Raw genomic sequence first — 15,839 nt, forward strand, 5'->3', positions numbered from 1 at the left:
TTAGAGGTAGCTAATACTTTGATGTAATTAGTATTAATAATACGGGTACATAATGAAAATAATCATACTCGGTGCTGGGCAAGTTGGCGGCACACTCGCAGAAAACCTAGTGGGTGAACAAAACGAAATAACCGTAGTTGATATCGACGGTAACCGCTTGCGCGAACTGCAAGATAAATACGATTTACAAGGTGTTGCAGGCCACGGCGCCCACCCTGACGTGTTAAGTCGCGCAGGGGCTGAAGATGCCGATATGATTATTGCGGTGACCAGCTCAGATGAAGTTAACATGGTGGCATGCCAAGTTGCCTACAGTATTTTTAATACACCGACCAAAATAGCCCGTATTCGCTCTGAGCAGTATTTAAAATACCGCGAAAAACTCTTTCATAATGATGACTTACCTGTCGATCATTACATAGCCCCAGAAGCACTCGTTACTAAGTATATTCGCCGCCTAATAGACTACCCTGGCGCATTACAAGTACTGCAATTTGCCGATGGCATGCTCTCTTTAGTGGCTGTAAAAGCCTACTATGGCGGCTTATTGGTAGGCTATGCCCTATCTACACTTAAGCAGCATATTCCTAATGTTGAAACTCGGGTAGCCGCTATTTACCGCCAAGGTAAAGCGATAAAACCCTTAGGCACCACCGTAATAGAAGCCGACGATGAAGTATTTTTTATTGCCGCAACCAAACACATTCGTGCGGTAATGAACGAGCTACAAAAGCTGGAACGCTCGTATAAAAAAATCATGATTGCCGGTGGCGGTAATATTGGTGCAGGTCTAGCCCGTTCACTGGAAAGAAACCACAGCGTTAAGTTACTAGAGCGAAGTAAAGAGCGTGCCGAACAGCTTTCTGAAATGCTCGACAACACCGTGGTATTTTGTGGTGATGCATCCGATCAGGAGCTGCTCTCTGAAGAACACATTGAACAGGTTGATGTGTTCATTGCCGTTACCAACGACGATGAAGTAAATATAATGTCGGCTATGCTCGCAAAACGCATGGGGGCACAAAAAACCATGGTACTTATTCAACGAGGCGCTTACGTTGATTTAGTACAGGGCGGCGAAATTGATATTGCGATTTCACCACAACAAGCGACTATTTCTGCATTGCTGACTCACGTGCGCCGTGGTGATATTGTAAACGTGTACTCGTTGCGTAAAGGGGCTGCAGAAGCCATAGAAGCGGTTGCCCATGGTGATGAAAATACCTCTAAAGTGGTAGGTCGCGCAATTGCCGATATTAAATTGCCAGCAGGTACCACAATAGGTGCAATTGTGCGAAATGACGATGTACTGATTGCCCATGACGATACAATTATTTTGTCAGGCGATCATGTAATCATGTTCTTAATTGATAAAAAGCACATTAACGTGGTTGAAAAGTTATTCCAAGTTAGCGCTATTTTTCTATAATTAAACTGCTTGAGTTAAGTAATCAACAAACACAAAAAAGCCGCTGACTATTAAGCGGCTTTAGTGGAGTATGATGGGTTAATACTTATTGTACTCTTGCAAACTCTTCTTTAGAAAGTTCACCATTTCCGTCGGTATCTAAATCATCAAAAATGTTCATTAGTTGTTTATTAGCGGCGGCTTCCTGCTGGCTAATTACACCATCGCCATTACTATCAAAAGAGGCAAAATCTACCGCTGCATAAGCTGCTGATGATGACGCTAATACTAAAATCGCAAGTGTTGTGTTTAATGCTTTCATAATAATTCTCCTATAAGAGGGAAATCCTTTTCTGAGATCCCTGTGCAATGAAAAAAGTCAAAAATTAAAAGTTTGCAAACTCAGCTTTAGAAAGCTCACCATTACCGTCGGTATCAAGCTCAGTAAATGCGGCTGTTAAATCAGCGTTTACAGCGGCTTCACTTTGACTAATAGCGCCGTTACCATCAGTATCAAGCGCGTCAAAGTCGCTTGCTGCAAAAGCAGCTGATGAAGAAGCTAGCGCGATAAGTGCAAATGTTTTATGTAATGTTTTCATAATTTAATCCTTCAAAATGTAATGCAATGGTTTATCAAAAAATTGTGTCTAGCTATCACGATCCTTGTTATTCTCTTTCATAGGCTTCCTTGCCTATTTAGGTTGTCTTTGGCAACTCAGAATATACTTAGCCTTGCCTTATGCTTTCGAAAATTCTTCTTTTGATAGCTCACCGTTTTGGTCAGTATCAAGCTCTGAGAACATGCTCATTAATTTTGCATCAACCGATGCTTCGCTTTGGCTAATAGCACCGTTGCCGTCGGTATCTAGTGTGTCGAAGTCGCTCGCTGCAAAGGCAGCTGATGAAGAAGCAAGAGCGATAAGTGCAAATGTTTTGTGTAATGTTTTCATAATGAGTATTCCTTAAAATCGTTTAAATAATGAGGGAGCTTTTAACTCCCAAAACTTTAATAGCTTAGGGTTATGCTTTAGAGAACTCTTGTTTTGATAACTCACCGTTTTGGTCAGTATCAAGCTCTGAAAACATGCTCATTAATTTTGCATCAACCGATGCTTCGCTTTGACTGATTGCGCCGTTGCCGTCAACGTCTAGCGTGTCAAAGTCGCTTGCTGCAAAAGCGGCTGATGATGAAGCTAATGCGATAAGTGCTAAAGTTTTATTAATGCTTTTCATAATCAATCTTCCTTCAAAGTTTATGTTTTATGCGATTAAGTGTTTTACTTTAAATCACGTTTCGTTCTATACAGCCTGACTATTACAACTTCGATGCCAAAAATATAAAAACCATAATTTTCAATAAATTAACCAGCAACTAGCTGAAAATGGCGCTATTTAACTCGTTATTTTGTTGCTTTTTAGCAACAGTAGATAAGGCAATAAAATTAAAACAATAAAAATCAAAGAGTTGAGTTTAGGTAAAACCCCACACAGTCGGTGAGCAACCGCTAAAAAAGAGGATTAAATAAACAAAAAGGAAGGTGAGTTGAGTTTAATTTTGTTATAAACAAAAAAATTAGAATAAAAGACATATTTAACTAATTGTTTTTAATGAATTTGTAAAATAAATTTGAAATGGCTTTTAAAAATAACAACAACACATGGCTATTTGTTGCAAAAGAGCGAAAATGTTAGAGCTTGTTGATATTTTAGAATTGTAAAATGTTCAGCGTCGAAAGATAACAGGTCTTATACAATTTCAACTTCAAGTGCATTAGGGTCAATGAAGTGATCCCCCATCAGGGCTTTCATTTGCTCTTCACTGGCAAATAATCGAATTCCGCAATATATGCCCTTAGCATGTTTTTTCACACTGCATATTTGCCCTTCGTGCTTTGTATCTTCATCAAACACTACGATGCAACGCATATCTTTAATGTCGTCGATTTCTTGGGTTGTTTTAATATCAAACATAACACCCGTTAACGAAATATCTTTTATAACGCCTTCAAAAGAAGGGCGATCATCCGATAATTTTAACTTGGCTGGAAACAGCGTCGGTATACGCGCTTGCGAGCGCAGTTCAAATAGCTGTACTTGTGAAGGATAGTCGATAAACAATAACTTAGCTGGGTGAGATGCTACAGACATAAGCTGCTGACGAAACGCTAAAACATGCCCACCACTGCCCTCTATAAGCGCTCTTACCACCACCATCACACCATCGCGTAAATAATCACTTGCCATGGGGAGCCGTTTTGCATTGGGGTAATTTAAAATAATAAACTTATTTTCTAATAAGCCTATAAACTCTGTTTTTACGCGTCGGCTACTCGTGGGGGTGAGGATTTCTAAATCAACTATGCCACCCGTGACGATTTGGTTTAACTTTTCCAAATTGGTTTTTCGCATATTTCCTTCCTGATATTTATAACGTTATCCACGCCAAAATGTTGGGGTAAATAGCACAAGTAAGGTAAATATCTCTAAACGACCAAATACCATTGCCACGGTTAATATCCATTTTGCAGTATCGGTAATAGCGCCATAATGAGAAGCAACATCACCTAAACCAGGCCCAAGGTTATTTAAACACGCTGCCGTTGCTGAGAATGCCGTTATATTGTCTAACCCGGTGCCCATTAACGCTAACATAATAATAATAAAGACTAGTGCATAAGCCGAGAAAAAACCCCATACCGCTTCAACTACTTTATCTGGTAGCGCCTTTCGTCCTAACTTTATAGAGTATATAGCTCGAGGATGCACTAAGCGGTTTAGCTCTCGCACTCCTTGTAGATAAAGTAAAAACACGCGCACTACTTTCATACCGCCACCAGTTGAACCAGCACAGCCACCAATAAAACTAGAGAATATTAATAAAATAGGTAAAAACAAAGGCCAAGCAGAAAAGTTATCTGTGGCAAATCCTGCGGTGCTGCTTATAGATACAGCTTGAAACAATGCCTGATCGAGGGTTTCATCGCCATTGGCATAAACATCGTGAGATGAAAGTACCGTGAAACAAATCACCACCAGCGCGAGCTGAATACATAGAAACACTTTGAATTCAGGGTCACGAATGTAGACACTAATATTACGACTCGCTACAGCAGCATAATGCAGAGAAAAGTTAATGGCTGCGATAATTAAAAAGAACACACAAATAAAGTTAATTACTGGGCTATCAAAATGCCCCATTGAAGCGTCATAAGTAGAAAAACCACCAATAGCCACCGTAGAAAAAGCATGGCAAATTGCATCAAACCAATTCATGCCAGCGCTCCAATACGCCAAAGTACATGCAAGGGTAATAGACACATAAATATACCAAAGGTGTTTAGCGGTGTCGGCTATACGCGGGGTCATTTTGGAATCTTTTACGGGGCCTGGAATCTCAGCCCGATACAACTGCATACCACCTACGCCAAGCATTGGCAGGATTGCTACCGCTAATACAATGATCCCCATACCACCAAACCACTGTAATTGTTGGCGATAAAACAATACCGATTTAGGCAGATACTCTATACCGGTCAGTACGGTAGCTCCTGTAGTGGTTAAGCCAGAAAAGGCTTCAAACACGGCATCGGCCAAAGAGAGATTGGGTTCTTGTAAAAATACCAGCGGTAAGGAGGCAAACGCGCCTAGTACCAGCCAAAACAAAACCACGATTAAAAAGCCTTCGCGGGCTTTTAAATCGCCATGCTCATGCCTATTTGGGTAATAAGCCATTAAGCCAATAACAACACTGAATATAAAGGCTAAAACAAACGGCACCCCTCCACCATCTTTATAAATTAAAGACACTAGCGCTGGTGGCACCATAGTAATACTGAATAGCGCAACCAATTGGCCAAGAATTTTTATGATGGTACGAAATTGCATTGAGCGTATCGCTTTTTTATTAGTAAATTAAAATAACTACTGTATGACTCGAAATTTAATGTTTAATCATTAAATGGAATGAATGTAAGACTATTACTCTTTGATTGTTAACTCAACTGCGCCGTGGCTTAAATCAAAAATATCTTTGATGGCTTGCTGCGCTTGGCGACTATCAATGGTAATAGTCCACTCAATATTTGCAGTAAACTGCTTTTCAATATTAAGTACCTGAAAGTTGGTTTTTAAGTATTGCTCTATCGCCCCTTGCATACTGTATTCACTAAAGCCCACCAGCTCAGCACTCGGCACTTTCACCACGGTTTGTAGTTTTGCTAAGGCATTATTGAGTGAACCACCATAAGCACGCACCAGCCCACCCGTACCGAGCTTTATACCTCCAAAGTAACGTGTTACCACAGCGGTCACTTCACCTAAGCCTGAGCCCACTAGCACATTGAGCATGGGTTTACCGGCGGTGCCATTGGGCTCTCCGTCATCAGAAAAGCCATAAACATGGCTGCCCCCTGGGTTACCTGCAACATGTGCCCAGCAATTGTGGCGTGCATCACTATATTTTTCTTCAATATTTTTAATAAAGGCTTTCGCAGCATTTAGATCGGGCGTGTGACCTATATGAACGATAAAGGTACTTTTTTTAATTTCTTCTTGATGAAATACAGCTTCGGCTGGGTATTTATATTCAGACATAGCACTTACTTAGGCTTTAATTAAAAAAATGGGGCCAAAAGGCCCCTTTGTATCCGTTTATTTTAGCGCGTATTGGCTAACTCGTCTTTATAAGGATTTAGTCGAGTAATAAATTACGCGTCATATTTTCTAGGCTATCTTCGTGAACAATAATATTGTCCTCGATACGAATACCGCCAAAAGGTTTAAACGCTTCGACCTTTTCCCAGTTAATAAACTGCTTATTGTCTGTTTGTGCTAAATCACCCAATAAAGAGTCAATAAAGTACAAACCTGGCTCAATAGTAAATACTTGGTTTTTCTCAATTAAGCGAGTACAGCGCAAGAATGGATGACCCTCTGGTGGCGCTTGATGTGCCCCTGTTTCATCACGCATAAAACCACCCACATCGTGAACCTGTGCACCTAAATGATGCCCTAAGCCATGCGGGAAGAAAGTTGAGGTAATTTGACGCTCAACAATTTCGGCTGCAGGTAGTTTAACAATATCAAAATCACTTAATAGCTGAGCAATACGGTTATGACAATCAATATGCAGATCGCCATACAGTAAACCTGGCTTTAAGCTTTTTCCTAACTCAATTTGATGCGCTGTCATAGCGTTAACTAAGTCAGCAAACTCACCCTGCTTTTTAAAGTCGTAGGTACGGGTAATATCCGCAGCGTAACCATTAAAATTAGCGCCCGCATCAATTAAAAATGAATTATGCGTTTGTGGTGCTTTTGGCTCAAAATGGGTGTAGTGCAAAATAGCGCAGTTTTCGTTAAGTGCCACAATATTGCCATATGGCATTTCGTTTTCACTTTGGCGCGTTGCCATTAAGTAAGCTTGCTGAATATCAAACTCGCTACCACCATTAAAAAACGCATCACGCGCTGCTTTATGGCCATCAACCGCAATACGATTCGCATTACGTAAACATTCAAGTTCATATTGCGTTTTATAAGCACGGTGGTAATGAATATAGTTAAGTACTGGCTCAGGGTTCATAATACTAAAGCCAAGTGCTTGTGCTACTTCGAGGTATTCACCAATGTAGGCAAATTTAGCTTTATCGTAAGGTAGTAGCTTTTCAACCTGATCGGGTTGTAATAACAATTCAATATCGAAGTATTCTGCCCAAAAATCTCTTGGCTCATCAGGTACTTTATGCCAAAAATCAATTGGGCGATAAAAAATAAGTTTTGGCTTATCGCTACCATTTACCACAATCCAGCAATGTGGATTATCAATAACCGGTAGCCACGCTTTAAAATGAGGGTTAACTTTAAACGGGTAATACATATCATCTAAAAATTGGCGCTTAGCTTGGCCTGAATGAATGACTAATCCTTCTAACCCTTCTTGCTCACAAATAGTACGTGTACGCTGCTGCAATGTTGCAATATGTTCGGCGTATAAAACGGCTAATTTTTCCATAATAAACCCATCTGTTAAATTTAACTTGCTTTGAGTCTACCACTTATACACAAAGCGCTCAAAAAAGAGGGATACGTACTGTGTAAATATCCCTCTGTGGTTGTAGATTTATTTTTACTATCCGCCCATCGTCATTTCTAATATGGGGGCTAGAAGGTTTCCCTCCCGACCAAGGCGAGTATGATAAACCTGCCGATAAGCAAATACATTTTTTACATAATCTCGGGTTTCTCTGTAAGGAATAAGTTCAACCCATAGCTCAGCCGGCATTGCTTCTTCTGGTAACCAACGCTTAATACGATGATACCCAGCGTTATAAGATGCTGTAGCTAACACCTCATTGCCGTGGTTTTTCTTTTTTAAATACTGTAAATAACGAGTCCCAAGACGAATGTTGGTTTTTGGTTGATACAAACGACGATTAGAAACCGTGCCTTTATTAATATACTTTGCCGTACTCGGTAATAGCTGCATTAACCCGCGTGCATTTGCATGGGAGCGCGCATCAGGTGCAAATGAGCTTTCGCGACGTGCAATAGCAATACTCCAAGTTAGGTCAATTTTGCTTCGCTTGCTGTAACGCTCAAACATTTCTTGAAATGCAAAAGGGAAACGCAAATCCACATAATCCCATGCTTTTATTTTTGCTAGGGTGAATATAGTACTATCAAACCAATCCAGCTCGGCTGCAAGTACCGACGCAGCTAATTTTTCATCATCAGCTGAGGTATCAGTTAAATAATTCCACTCGCGTCGAGCAGCAGTAAAGCGCTCTAACTCATACAAGGCTTTGGCACGCTTAAAGCCCGGTGCGTTACTCACTCTTGTTACTAAAGCTTGATTTACATTAACGGGCAACTCATTTAAATCAACCGGTATGCCCAAACGTGCAGCGGCTAAAAAGCCGTAATAATCACGATTAGCGGCCACTTTAGTCCAAATTGCCTTAGCTTTTTCATGATCTGCGCGTTTGTCATAACTATAAGCAAGCCAATACTGTTGCCCTAAGCTAAGATTTTCTTTACCTGTAAAAAATGCCGCAATTCCCTCCCAATCTTGGGTTTTGAGTAGATTAGCTAACTGCCATTGCATTAATTTACGATCTTGGCGCTCTTTGGGTACTTTATTTAAATAGAAGCTAGCTTGGCTATGGCCGCTCGACGCCAATGAAAGCGCAAAGGTATAATATACATCCGCTTTTTCATCATCAGTGTAATCAAATAACCCCTCAATTTTTTGCCATGCCTTTAATGCCAACTCTTTATCACGCCAAATTAAACGCTTAATACCATAAAGCGCTATTTCACCCTCTTTCACTGTTTTGCGCTTATAACGGTATAACCCCGCCGCTGCACTTGGGTCACGTCTTACTTTTGAGTATAAATCGGCTAAGTAGCGCTCATTGGCTGGCAACAATGTTTTTAAATAAGGCAGTAAACGATAAGACCCGCCTTGTGCCGCTAGAGTGACACGTTGCCAAACAACATCGGGCGTTAAATAACCATTTTGACGCCAGCGTTTAAAAAGGCCATCGCATTCACTTGGCTGCGACTCACCCACTGTCCATAAGTCGGTTACCTGATTGAGTATTGCTTTTTTAGGCGCACCAAGATCAAGCTGAAAAGTAAGGTGGGTACAAGTAAGCTCACTGTCAGAGGTTTCACGGTAGTTTTTAATAAACGCTGCTTTTTGATTTCTGCGTTTTAAATAGTTTAACCATGCTTTACGCACTGGCCACTCTAATGGCGTATGTTCATAAACAGTGAGAAAATTTTCTATCTCTGTTTGGTGGGCTAAGCTTGGGTAACGTTCCCAATAGGCTTTTTCAACATACGGTTTAAGCGGATGAGACAATGAATCCACCGCTTCTTTAAAATTTTGATAATTGCCATAGCGCGCCTGTTTTTCAGCGTCTAAAAATGCATCAATATCAGTTTTCGCGTTGGCAGAGGGGAAAGAGAAAAATAGAGTCGCTGCCGCTACGCTTAATAAGTATTTTTTCATAATGTCCTTTAGGGCATAGTAACCTTCAAGGCTGACGAAGTGTGGCGAAGAGTAAGTAAACAACAGCACATACACAGCTGTACTATTTATTCTAATAAAACCCAAGCTATGAACACTAAGACAGCGCAATAAAATGAATAAAGAAAACTTTCAAACCCACCTTAGCACCAAACCAGCTATATTTTAACCAGACGTTTGTAACCAAGATAAATTTTTCGTTGCATTTTTAATTTAAAGCAAGCACACTGGTCTGAATATGAACTCATCGTACCAGTCTTAGTTCATCAACTAGGGAGAATAATAATGTTATATAAAAGCGATTCCTTTGAAGTTAGCTTCGTGAAGGAAAACATCGCCGAGTTTAAGTTTTGTGCTACAGGTTCTGTAAACACATTATCTCAAAAAACTCTTTCAGATTGCGCGGCAGCATTAAAAGAATTAGCCGCTAACGCTGATATTAAAGGCATGATTTTTACCAGTGATAAAGACCACTTTATTATTGGTGCAGATATCTTCGAATTTTTACCTACTTTTACTAAACCTGAAGCAGAATTAGTAACGTGGATCAAAAATGCAACTGACGTTTTTGATGCAATTGAAGATTTACCATTCCCAACACTAAGTGTTATAAACGGCTTGGCGCTTGGCGGCGGCTGTGAGTGGGCACTTGCTACCGATTATCGTGTTGCAAGTGACTCAGCAAAAATGGGTTTACCAGAAGTTAAATTAGGCATAATGCCTGGATTTGGCGGTACAGTGCGCCTTCCGCGCATTATTGGCGCCGATAACGCGATGATGTGGATCACCACAGGTAACGAAAATCGCGCAGCTGATGCCCTTAAAGTAGGTGCGTTTGACGCAGTAGTTAGTGCCAACAAACTACAAGAGTCAAGTATAGCAACATTAGAATTAGCGATTGCTGGCAAGCTAGATTGGCAAGCAAAACGCGCTGTAAAATTACAACCGCTTAAATTAAACCGTGTTGAGCAAGGCATGAGCTTTGCAATGGCAGAAGGTATGGTAATGGGTAAAACCAAAGGCCACTATCCTGCTCCAGTTATGGCCGTTCGCACTATTAAAGCAGCAGCAAACTGCTCACGCGCAGAAGCAATGGCAATTGAAAATGCCAACTTTGCAAAGCTTGCTCGTACCAACGAAGCAGCCGCGCAAACAGGTATCTTTTTAGCGGATCAATACATTAAAGGTAAAGCACGTAAATTTGCTAAGCACAGCGATGTAGAAATTAAACAAGCTGCTGTATTAGGCGCAGGTATTATGGGCGGCGGTATTGCATACCAATCTGCTTATAAAGGTACACCAATCATAATGAAAGACATCCAACAGGATGCACTTGATTTAGGTATGGGTGAAGCGTCTAAGCTATTAGGTGCAAAAGTTAAGCGCGGCCATATGCCAATGGAAAAAATGCTAGCAACGCTTAGCAAAATCAAACCGACGCTTAATGATGCAGACCTACAAAACGCCAACATTATTGTTGAAGCGGTAGTAGAGAACCCTAAAGTGAAGCAAGCCGTACTTGCTGATCTTGAAAAGAATATGCCTGAAGGCACTGTGCTCACGTCAAATACATCGACTATTTGTATTGACCTACTTGCAGAAGCACTTGAAAAACCAGAAAACTTCTGTGGTATGCACTTTTTCAACCCAGTACCAAAAATGCCATTAGTAGAAATTATCCGTGGTGCAAAAACCTCAGATAAAACCATTAATGCCGTAGTTGATTACGCACTTAAACTAGGTAAATCGCCGATTGTTGTTAACGATTGCCCAGGCTTTTTTGTAAACCGTGTTTTATTCCCTTACTTTGCAGGCTTTAGCAAATTAGTGGTTGAAGGCGCTAACTTTGCAAAAGTAGATAAAGTCATGGAAAACGTATTTGGCTGGCCTATGGGTCCGGCTTACCTACTTGATGTAGTCGGTATTGATACTGCTTTCCATTGTACTGGCGTAATGGCAGACGGCTTCCCTGAACGTATGGCACTTGCAGAGAAAGATCCAGTGACTGTTTTTGCTAACGAAAAACGTTTTGGTCAAAAGAACAAAGCAGGTTTTTACAAGTATGAAACAGACCGTCGCGGTCGTCTTAAAAAATCGCATGACCAAACAGCGATTGAACTACTCGCACCAATTACAGACGCACCAAAAGAATTTGATAAACAAGAAATCATTGACCGTTGTATGATTCCAATGATCAACGAAGTGCTACTTTGTTTACAAGAAGGCATTGTTGCTTCTCCTCAAGAAGCTGATATGGCACTTGTATACGGTGTTGGTTTCCCTCCATTTAGAGGCGGCGCGTTCCGTTACTTAGATCAAACAGGTTTAGCTAACTTTGTTGCAGCAGCAGACAAATACGCTCACCTAGGTGCGATTTACCAAGTATCAGAGCAAACTCGCAAGTGGGCTGAAGAAGGCCGTGTTTTCTATAAGGTGGAAGGTTAATATCATGAATAATCCAGTAATTGTAGATTGTATCCGCACACCAATGGGTCGCTCAAAAGGCGGCGTATTTAAAAACAAACGTGCAGAAGACTTAAGCGCTCATTTAATGAAAGGCTTATTAGAACGTAATCCAGCAGTTGACCCTGCGTCAATTGACGATATTTATTGGGGTTGTGTACAGCAAACTTTAGAGCAAGGCTTTAACGTTGCACGTAACGCATCTCTACTTGCAGGCATTCCACATTCAGTGCCAGCAACCACAGTGAACCGTTTATGTGGCTCATCAATGCAAGCATTGCATGATGCTGCTCGCGCTATTATGACTGGCGCTGGCGATACTTACCTAATTGGTGGTGTTGAGCACATGGGCCACGTACCTATGACTCACGGTAACGACTTTCACCCAGGCTTAGCTACATCAATTGCACAAGCATCTGGCTCTATGGGTTTAACTGCTGAGTACCTTGCTACTATTCACGGTATTAGCCGTGAGCAACAAGATGAGTTTGCTTACCGCTCGCATCAACGTGCACATGCTGCAACAGTTGAAGGGCGTTTCCGCCGCGAAATTTTAGCAATGGAAGGTCACGATGCTGACGGTTCACTTATCCTTGTTGAAGATGATGAAGTAATTCGCCCTGAAACAACCGTTGAAGGCTTATCGCAACTTCGTCCAGTATTTAACCCTGCTACGGGTTCTGTTACAGCGGGTACGTCTTCAGCACTTTCTGATGGCGCATCAGCTATGTTAGTGATGAGCGAAGAAAAAGCAAAAGAACTTGGCTTACCAATTCGTGCATATATTCGCGCGATGGCCGTTGCCGGTTGCGATCCATCAATCATGGGTTACGGCCCAGTACCAGCAAGTAAAAAAGCATTGGCACAAGCTGGTATTACTATTGATGACATCGATGTTGCTGAACTTAACGAAGCATTCGCAGCACAATCACTACCCGTACTTAAAGACTTAGGTTTAGCGGATGTGGTTGACGAAAAAGTGAATTTAAATGGCGGCGCTATCGCACTGGGTCACCCGCTGGGTTGTTCGGGTTCGCGTATTAGCACCTCACTTATTCACTTAATGGAAGACAAAAACGCAAAATACGGTTTAGCGACTATGTGTATTGGTTTAGGCCAAGGCATAGCAACTGTATTTGAACGTGTTCAAGACTAATTAGTGTTGAATATGTAAAACCAGCTTGGTGATTAAAAAGGCGAACTAGCGCAAGTTAGTTCGCCTTTTTTATACCACCCGCTTTTGCAGGTTTAAAATGAATAATGTGATCGGGTGCATTAAATTTATTTCAGATTATCTATTAATAAGTTGAGCTGTTTTGTTATACGTAAAATAGTTAACCAACAGCTTTATTTGCGCTAAACTACCCGACCTAACCAAGCCACGACTATTTTTGCAGGTAATTTTTATGAGCTTTGATAACCCCGATCACCAATTAGATGCTATCGGCCTTCGCTGCCCAGAACCTGTGATGATGATACGCGCTGCAATTCGCAAAATGAGCGACGGCGAAACACTGCTTATTATTGCCGACGACCCCTCAACTACCCGTGATATACCCAGCTTTTGTACGTTCATGGATCACACGCTAGTGGCTAAAGAAGTTGAAGAGTCACCATATAGATATGTGGTGAAGAAAGGGTTGTAAAGCTATCAGCTATCAGCTATCAGCTATCAGCTATCAGCTATCAGCTATCAGCTATCAGCTATCAGCTATCAGAAAATTTATTGGTTAAGCTTATTAAGTTCAAGTAATAAGTAATACTGCTTTTATTTAAACCGTAATATGTCATATAGGCTTCTAATAACTGATTATTATCAATTGTCCTTTGACCTTTGTAACCAAAATTTGTTAAATAGCCGGTATTATTAATTTCTTTACGATTTAAAACTCTCTTAATTACTTTTATATATAACAGAAAGTTAAAATCTTTATAGCTAGCTCTTTTACTCTTAAATATATTAGTTTCATACTCTGATAAATTGAACTGTTGCTCAAATCTGCTTATTTTTTCATTATTAGTTATTAGGCTCTCTAGTGAATTTTCTAAATTGAAGTTCTGCCCAGCTAGGCGTAACTTTGAGTTCGTAGTTTGTATATTAAAATTTGGATTATCTAATTCTAATTGGCCAATAACATAATCATATTCAGGGTTGCTAGTCACATAAAGACACAACAGAACAGATAAAAGCACAATATCTATAGTTTTATTGCTCTCAACTAACTCTATTGAAATGAGTAATCGTTCAGCAAATTGAATAGCAGTTCGCGGAGAAAGCTCCTGCCAGCTAGCAATGGAGGCAATTAAAAGCAATATATTTTCTTTCAATTCATTATTAGCTGTAAAAACATAAGGAAATAAAATTACCCCTCGACTACTCACCCCACCATCTTTAAGCATTGAAATATCACAGTTAGCTTTTATTAAGCTTGCTGATACGCTAACGTCAAGGTGATACTTAGTATCAAAAAACCGCTTAAGGTAGTCATTTGCATTAAAATCACTCCCGTACAATGCTTTAATTGTGTGCTGAAGTTCTTCTGTATGTGTTGAAACGACTATTACTAACCCTTCAATATCGAAAATATGCTTTATTGCTTCTAGCATTTCAACTGCATAAGTTGGGCGGCAGCGGTCTAACTCATCAATAAAAATGAATGCGGGATAATCACGAGCTGTTGCTCGAAGTCCATTTTTAGGTTTTTCAATAGAGTATTTAACTAACTCTTTTATTGTAGCTTTTAATTCTTTTACGCCTTTTTTATAATCACTATGTTCTTTGAATGCTTGTGTTGTCATAGCTTCCATAGCTGCTGACAAATCCAATGATTTATTGTTTTCTGTTGATGCCGTAACTTCTGTGTCAGAACTTTCATCAACAAATATATCTTCAATATCAAACCCACCATAGCGTTTAACTAACGCAGCTAGAATTTTAGGTAATACTGATATGCCAATATTCTTAAAGCTTTTTCTTTTGGCTTGAGTTAAATGACTTTTGTTAATTGTTTCTAATAGTTGCTCTTGAATTTCAGCTAGTACAGTAATTATGGGGGAATCCATAAAGTCATTCGACCAAGCATCTATATAGACAACTGGGTGTTCATGCTTTAAATCTTCAGCCCAACGTTTTACAAAGTAAGTTTTACCTGCGCCCCATTCAGCATTAACGTTAATTACATAAGAGGATTTATTAGGCTTTTCTCTATTCGAGTTTGAGCGGCGAACAAGAATTTTAGTCAGCAGTTCAGCATCTTGCTTTCTATTTAACTGATCTGCTGGGTAAGTAACACCATCAATTTTTATCTCTTCATTCCATTGCTTGGCACACATATACTAACGTCCTTGTCACAAATCTATAAGTTTACTCGAGCAACTGAAAGCTGACGGCTGACGACTTACAGCTATTTCTTAGTTATCGTCACTTGCGGCTCATCGTAGTCACTAAAATCAATGCTGACTATGTAGGAGCCTTTAATCGCTGGTGTGTAGCTAAAGTAATTATAAATGGTATTACAGTCGGCGCGTGTTGATTGGCCGAGTGTTAGGCTTTGCCCTGATGGCTGTGAATCGCTGTAGCCACAGTTAAAACCTTCACTAAAATCCGCATCGGCTATTTTAAATTCGTACACTTTGCCAGGGGTCGAAAACCTAACTTGGGCTTGGTAAAGCGCAGGGCCGACTTGTTTAAATTGATATTGAGGTTCGGCATCCCATAATGTGAAGTCCCCTCTTAAATAAATACTACGATCCAATTCTTGCTGCGGCAACACGTCGTTAATTGAAATTTGGCTGGTACAAGCACTCAATAAGCCCACTAAGGCTAACGTGAAAATGCGTTTCATTGGGAGCTTCATGGTGAATCCTCTATTAACTAATATAAATAAAACACTAAAAAGCCAGCATTATGCTGGCTTTTTTAATAGCTGTTAG

At 40.3% G+C, this 15,839-nt stretch carries 15 protein-coding genes; 4 read left to right on the forward strand and 11 right to left on the reverse strand.

Annotation, left to right across the window (positions count from 1 at the left end; translation table 11 throughout):
- Window positions 1–52 precede the first annotated feature (52 nt).
- Window positions 53–1,429 carry a Trk system potassium transporter TrkA gene (trkA, locus tag L641_RS0106555; protein WP_008112933.1) on the forward strand — a complete coding sequence of 459 codons (1,377 nt, stop codon included), beginning with the start codon at window positions 53–55 and terminating at the stop codon, window positions 1,427–1,429.
- An 85-nt stretch (window positions 1,430–1,514) separates the two neighbouring features.
- Here trkA and L641_RS0106560 read toward each other — a convergent pair whose 3' ends face one another.
- The 9 genes from L641_RS0106560 to L641_RS0106600 form a co-directional block, all read right to left on the reverse strand.
- On the reverse strand, window positions 1,515–1,730 hold the full coding sequence (locus L641_RS0106560) for an EF-hand domain-containing protein (protein WP_016900039.1): 216 nt from the start codon (window positions 1,728–1,730) through the stop codon (window positions 1,515–1,517).
- Between the two features lie 64 nt (window positions 1,731–1,794).
- Window positions 1,795–2,007: an EF-hand domain-containing protein gene (locus tag L641_RS0106565; RefSeq protein ID WP_016900038.1), complete on the reverse strand. Its 213-nt coding sequence runs from the start codon at window positions 2,005–2,007 to the stop codon at window positions 1,795–1,797.
- Between the two features lie 138 nt (window positions 2,008–2,145).
- Window positions 2,146–2,358: an EF-hand domain-containing protein gene (locus tag L641_RS0106570; protein WP_013463659.1), complete on the reverse strand. Its 213-nt coding sequence runs from the start codon at window positions 2,356–2,358 to the stop codon at window positions 2,146–2,148.
- A 70-nt stretch (window positions 2,359–2,428) separates the two neighbouring features.
- A complete protein-coding gene (locus L641_RS0106575) occupies window positions 2,429–2,641 on the reverse strand; it encodes an EF-hand domain-containing protein (RefSeq protein ID WP_013463658.1) in 213 nt (70 codons plus the stop codon).
- Between the two features lie 513 nt (window positions 2,642–3,154).
- Complete coding sequence (locus tag L641_RS0106580; protein WP_016900037.1) at window positions 3,155–3,817, reverse strand: flagellar brake protein; 663 nt, start codon at window positions 3,815–3,817, stop codon at window positions 3,155–3,157.
- Between the two features lie 24 nt (window positions 3,818–3,841).
- The gene (locus L641_RS0106585) at window positions 3,842–5,293 is read right to left on the reverse strand and encodes a TrkH family potassium uptake protein (RefSeq protein WP_013463656.1); all 1,452 of its coding nucleotides are present in this window, start codon (window positions 5,291–5,293) and stop codon (window positions 3,842–3,844) included.
- A gap of 93 nt (window positions 5,294–5,386) precedes the next feature.
- On the reverse strand, window positions 5,387–6,001 hold the full coding sequence (locus L641_RS0106590) for a YigZ family protein (RefSeq protein ID WP_016900036.1): 615 nt from the start codon (window positions 5,999–6,001) through the stop codon (window positions 5,387–5,389).
- A gap of 97 nt (window positions 6,002–6,098) precedes the next feature.
- Window positions 6,099–7,421, reverse strand: coding sequence for a Xaa-Pro dipeptidase (pepQ, locus tag L641_RS0106595; protein ID WP_013463654.1), 1,323 nt, complete (start codon window positions 7,419–7,421; stop codon window positions 6,099–6,101).
- A gap of 117 nt (window positions 7,422–7,538) precedes the next feature.
- Window positions 7,539–9,425, reverse strand: coding sequence for a lytic transglycosylase domain-containing protein (locus L641_RS0106600; RefSeq protein ID WP_024601481.1), 1,887 nt, complete (start codon window positions 9,423–9,425; stop codon window positions 7,539–7,541).
- Between the two features lie 303 nt (window positions 9,426–9,728).
- Between L641_RS0106600 and fadB the strand changes: the two genes are divergently transcribed.
- From fadB to tusA, 3 genes are all read left to right on the forward strand, one after another.
- Window positions 9,729–11,888, forward strand: a complete 2,160-nt coding sequence (gene fadB / locus L641_RS0106605; protein ID WP_024601482.1) for a fatty acid oxidation complex subunit alpha FadB — start codon at window positions 9,729–9,731, stop codon at window positions 11,886–11,888.
- Between the two features lie 4 nt (window positions 11,889–11,892).
- Window positions 11,893–13,062 carry an acetyl-CoA C-acyltransferase FadA gene (fadA, locus tag L641_RS0106610; protein WP_013463651.1) on the forward strand — a complete coding sequence of 390 codons (1,170 nt, stop codon included), beginning with the start codon at window positions 11,893–11,895 and terminating at the stop codon, window positions 13,060–13,062.
- 250 nt (window positions 13,063–13,312) lie between these two features.
- Window positions 13,313–13,552 carry a sulfurtransferase TusA gene (gene tusA, locus L641_RS0106615; RefSeq protein ID WP_024601483.1) on the forward strand — a complete coding sequence of 80 codons (240 nt, stop codon included), beginning with the start codon at window positions 13,313–13,315 and terminating at the stop codon, window positions 13,550–13,552.
- A 61-nt stretch (window positions 13,553–13,613) separates the two neighbouring features.
- Here tusA and L641_RS0106620 read toward each other — a convergent pair whose 3' ends face one another.
- On the reverse strand, window positions 13,614–15,239 hold the full coding sequence (locus tag L641_RS0106620) for a P-loop NTPase fold protein (protein WP_024601484.1): 1,626 nt from the start codon (window positions 15,237–15,239) through the stop codon (window positions 13,614–13,616).
- Between the two features lie 71 nt (window positions 15,240–15,310).
- Window positions 15,311–15,763 carry a hypothetical protein gene (locus L641_RS0106625; RefSeq protein WP_024601485.1) on the reverse strand — a complete coding sequence of 151 codons (453 nt, stop codon included), beginning with the start codon at window positions 15,761–15,763 and terminating at the stop codon, window positions 15,311–15,313.
- Window positions 15,764–15,839: the final 76 nt, after the last annotated feature.

Origin of the sequence: Pseudoalteromonas sp. TB41 (assembly GCF_000497975.1) — a bacterium.
GTDB lineage: Bacteria > Pseudomonadota > Gammaproteobacteria > Enterobacterales > Alteromonadaceae > Pseudoalteromonas > Pseudoalteromonas tetraodonis.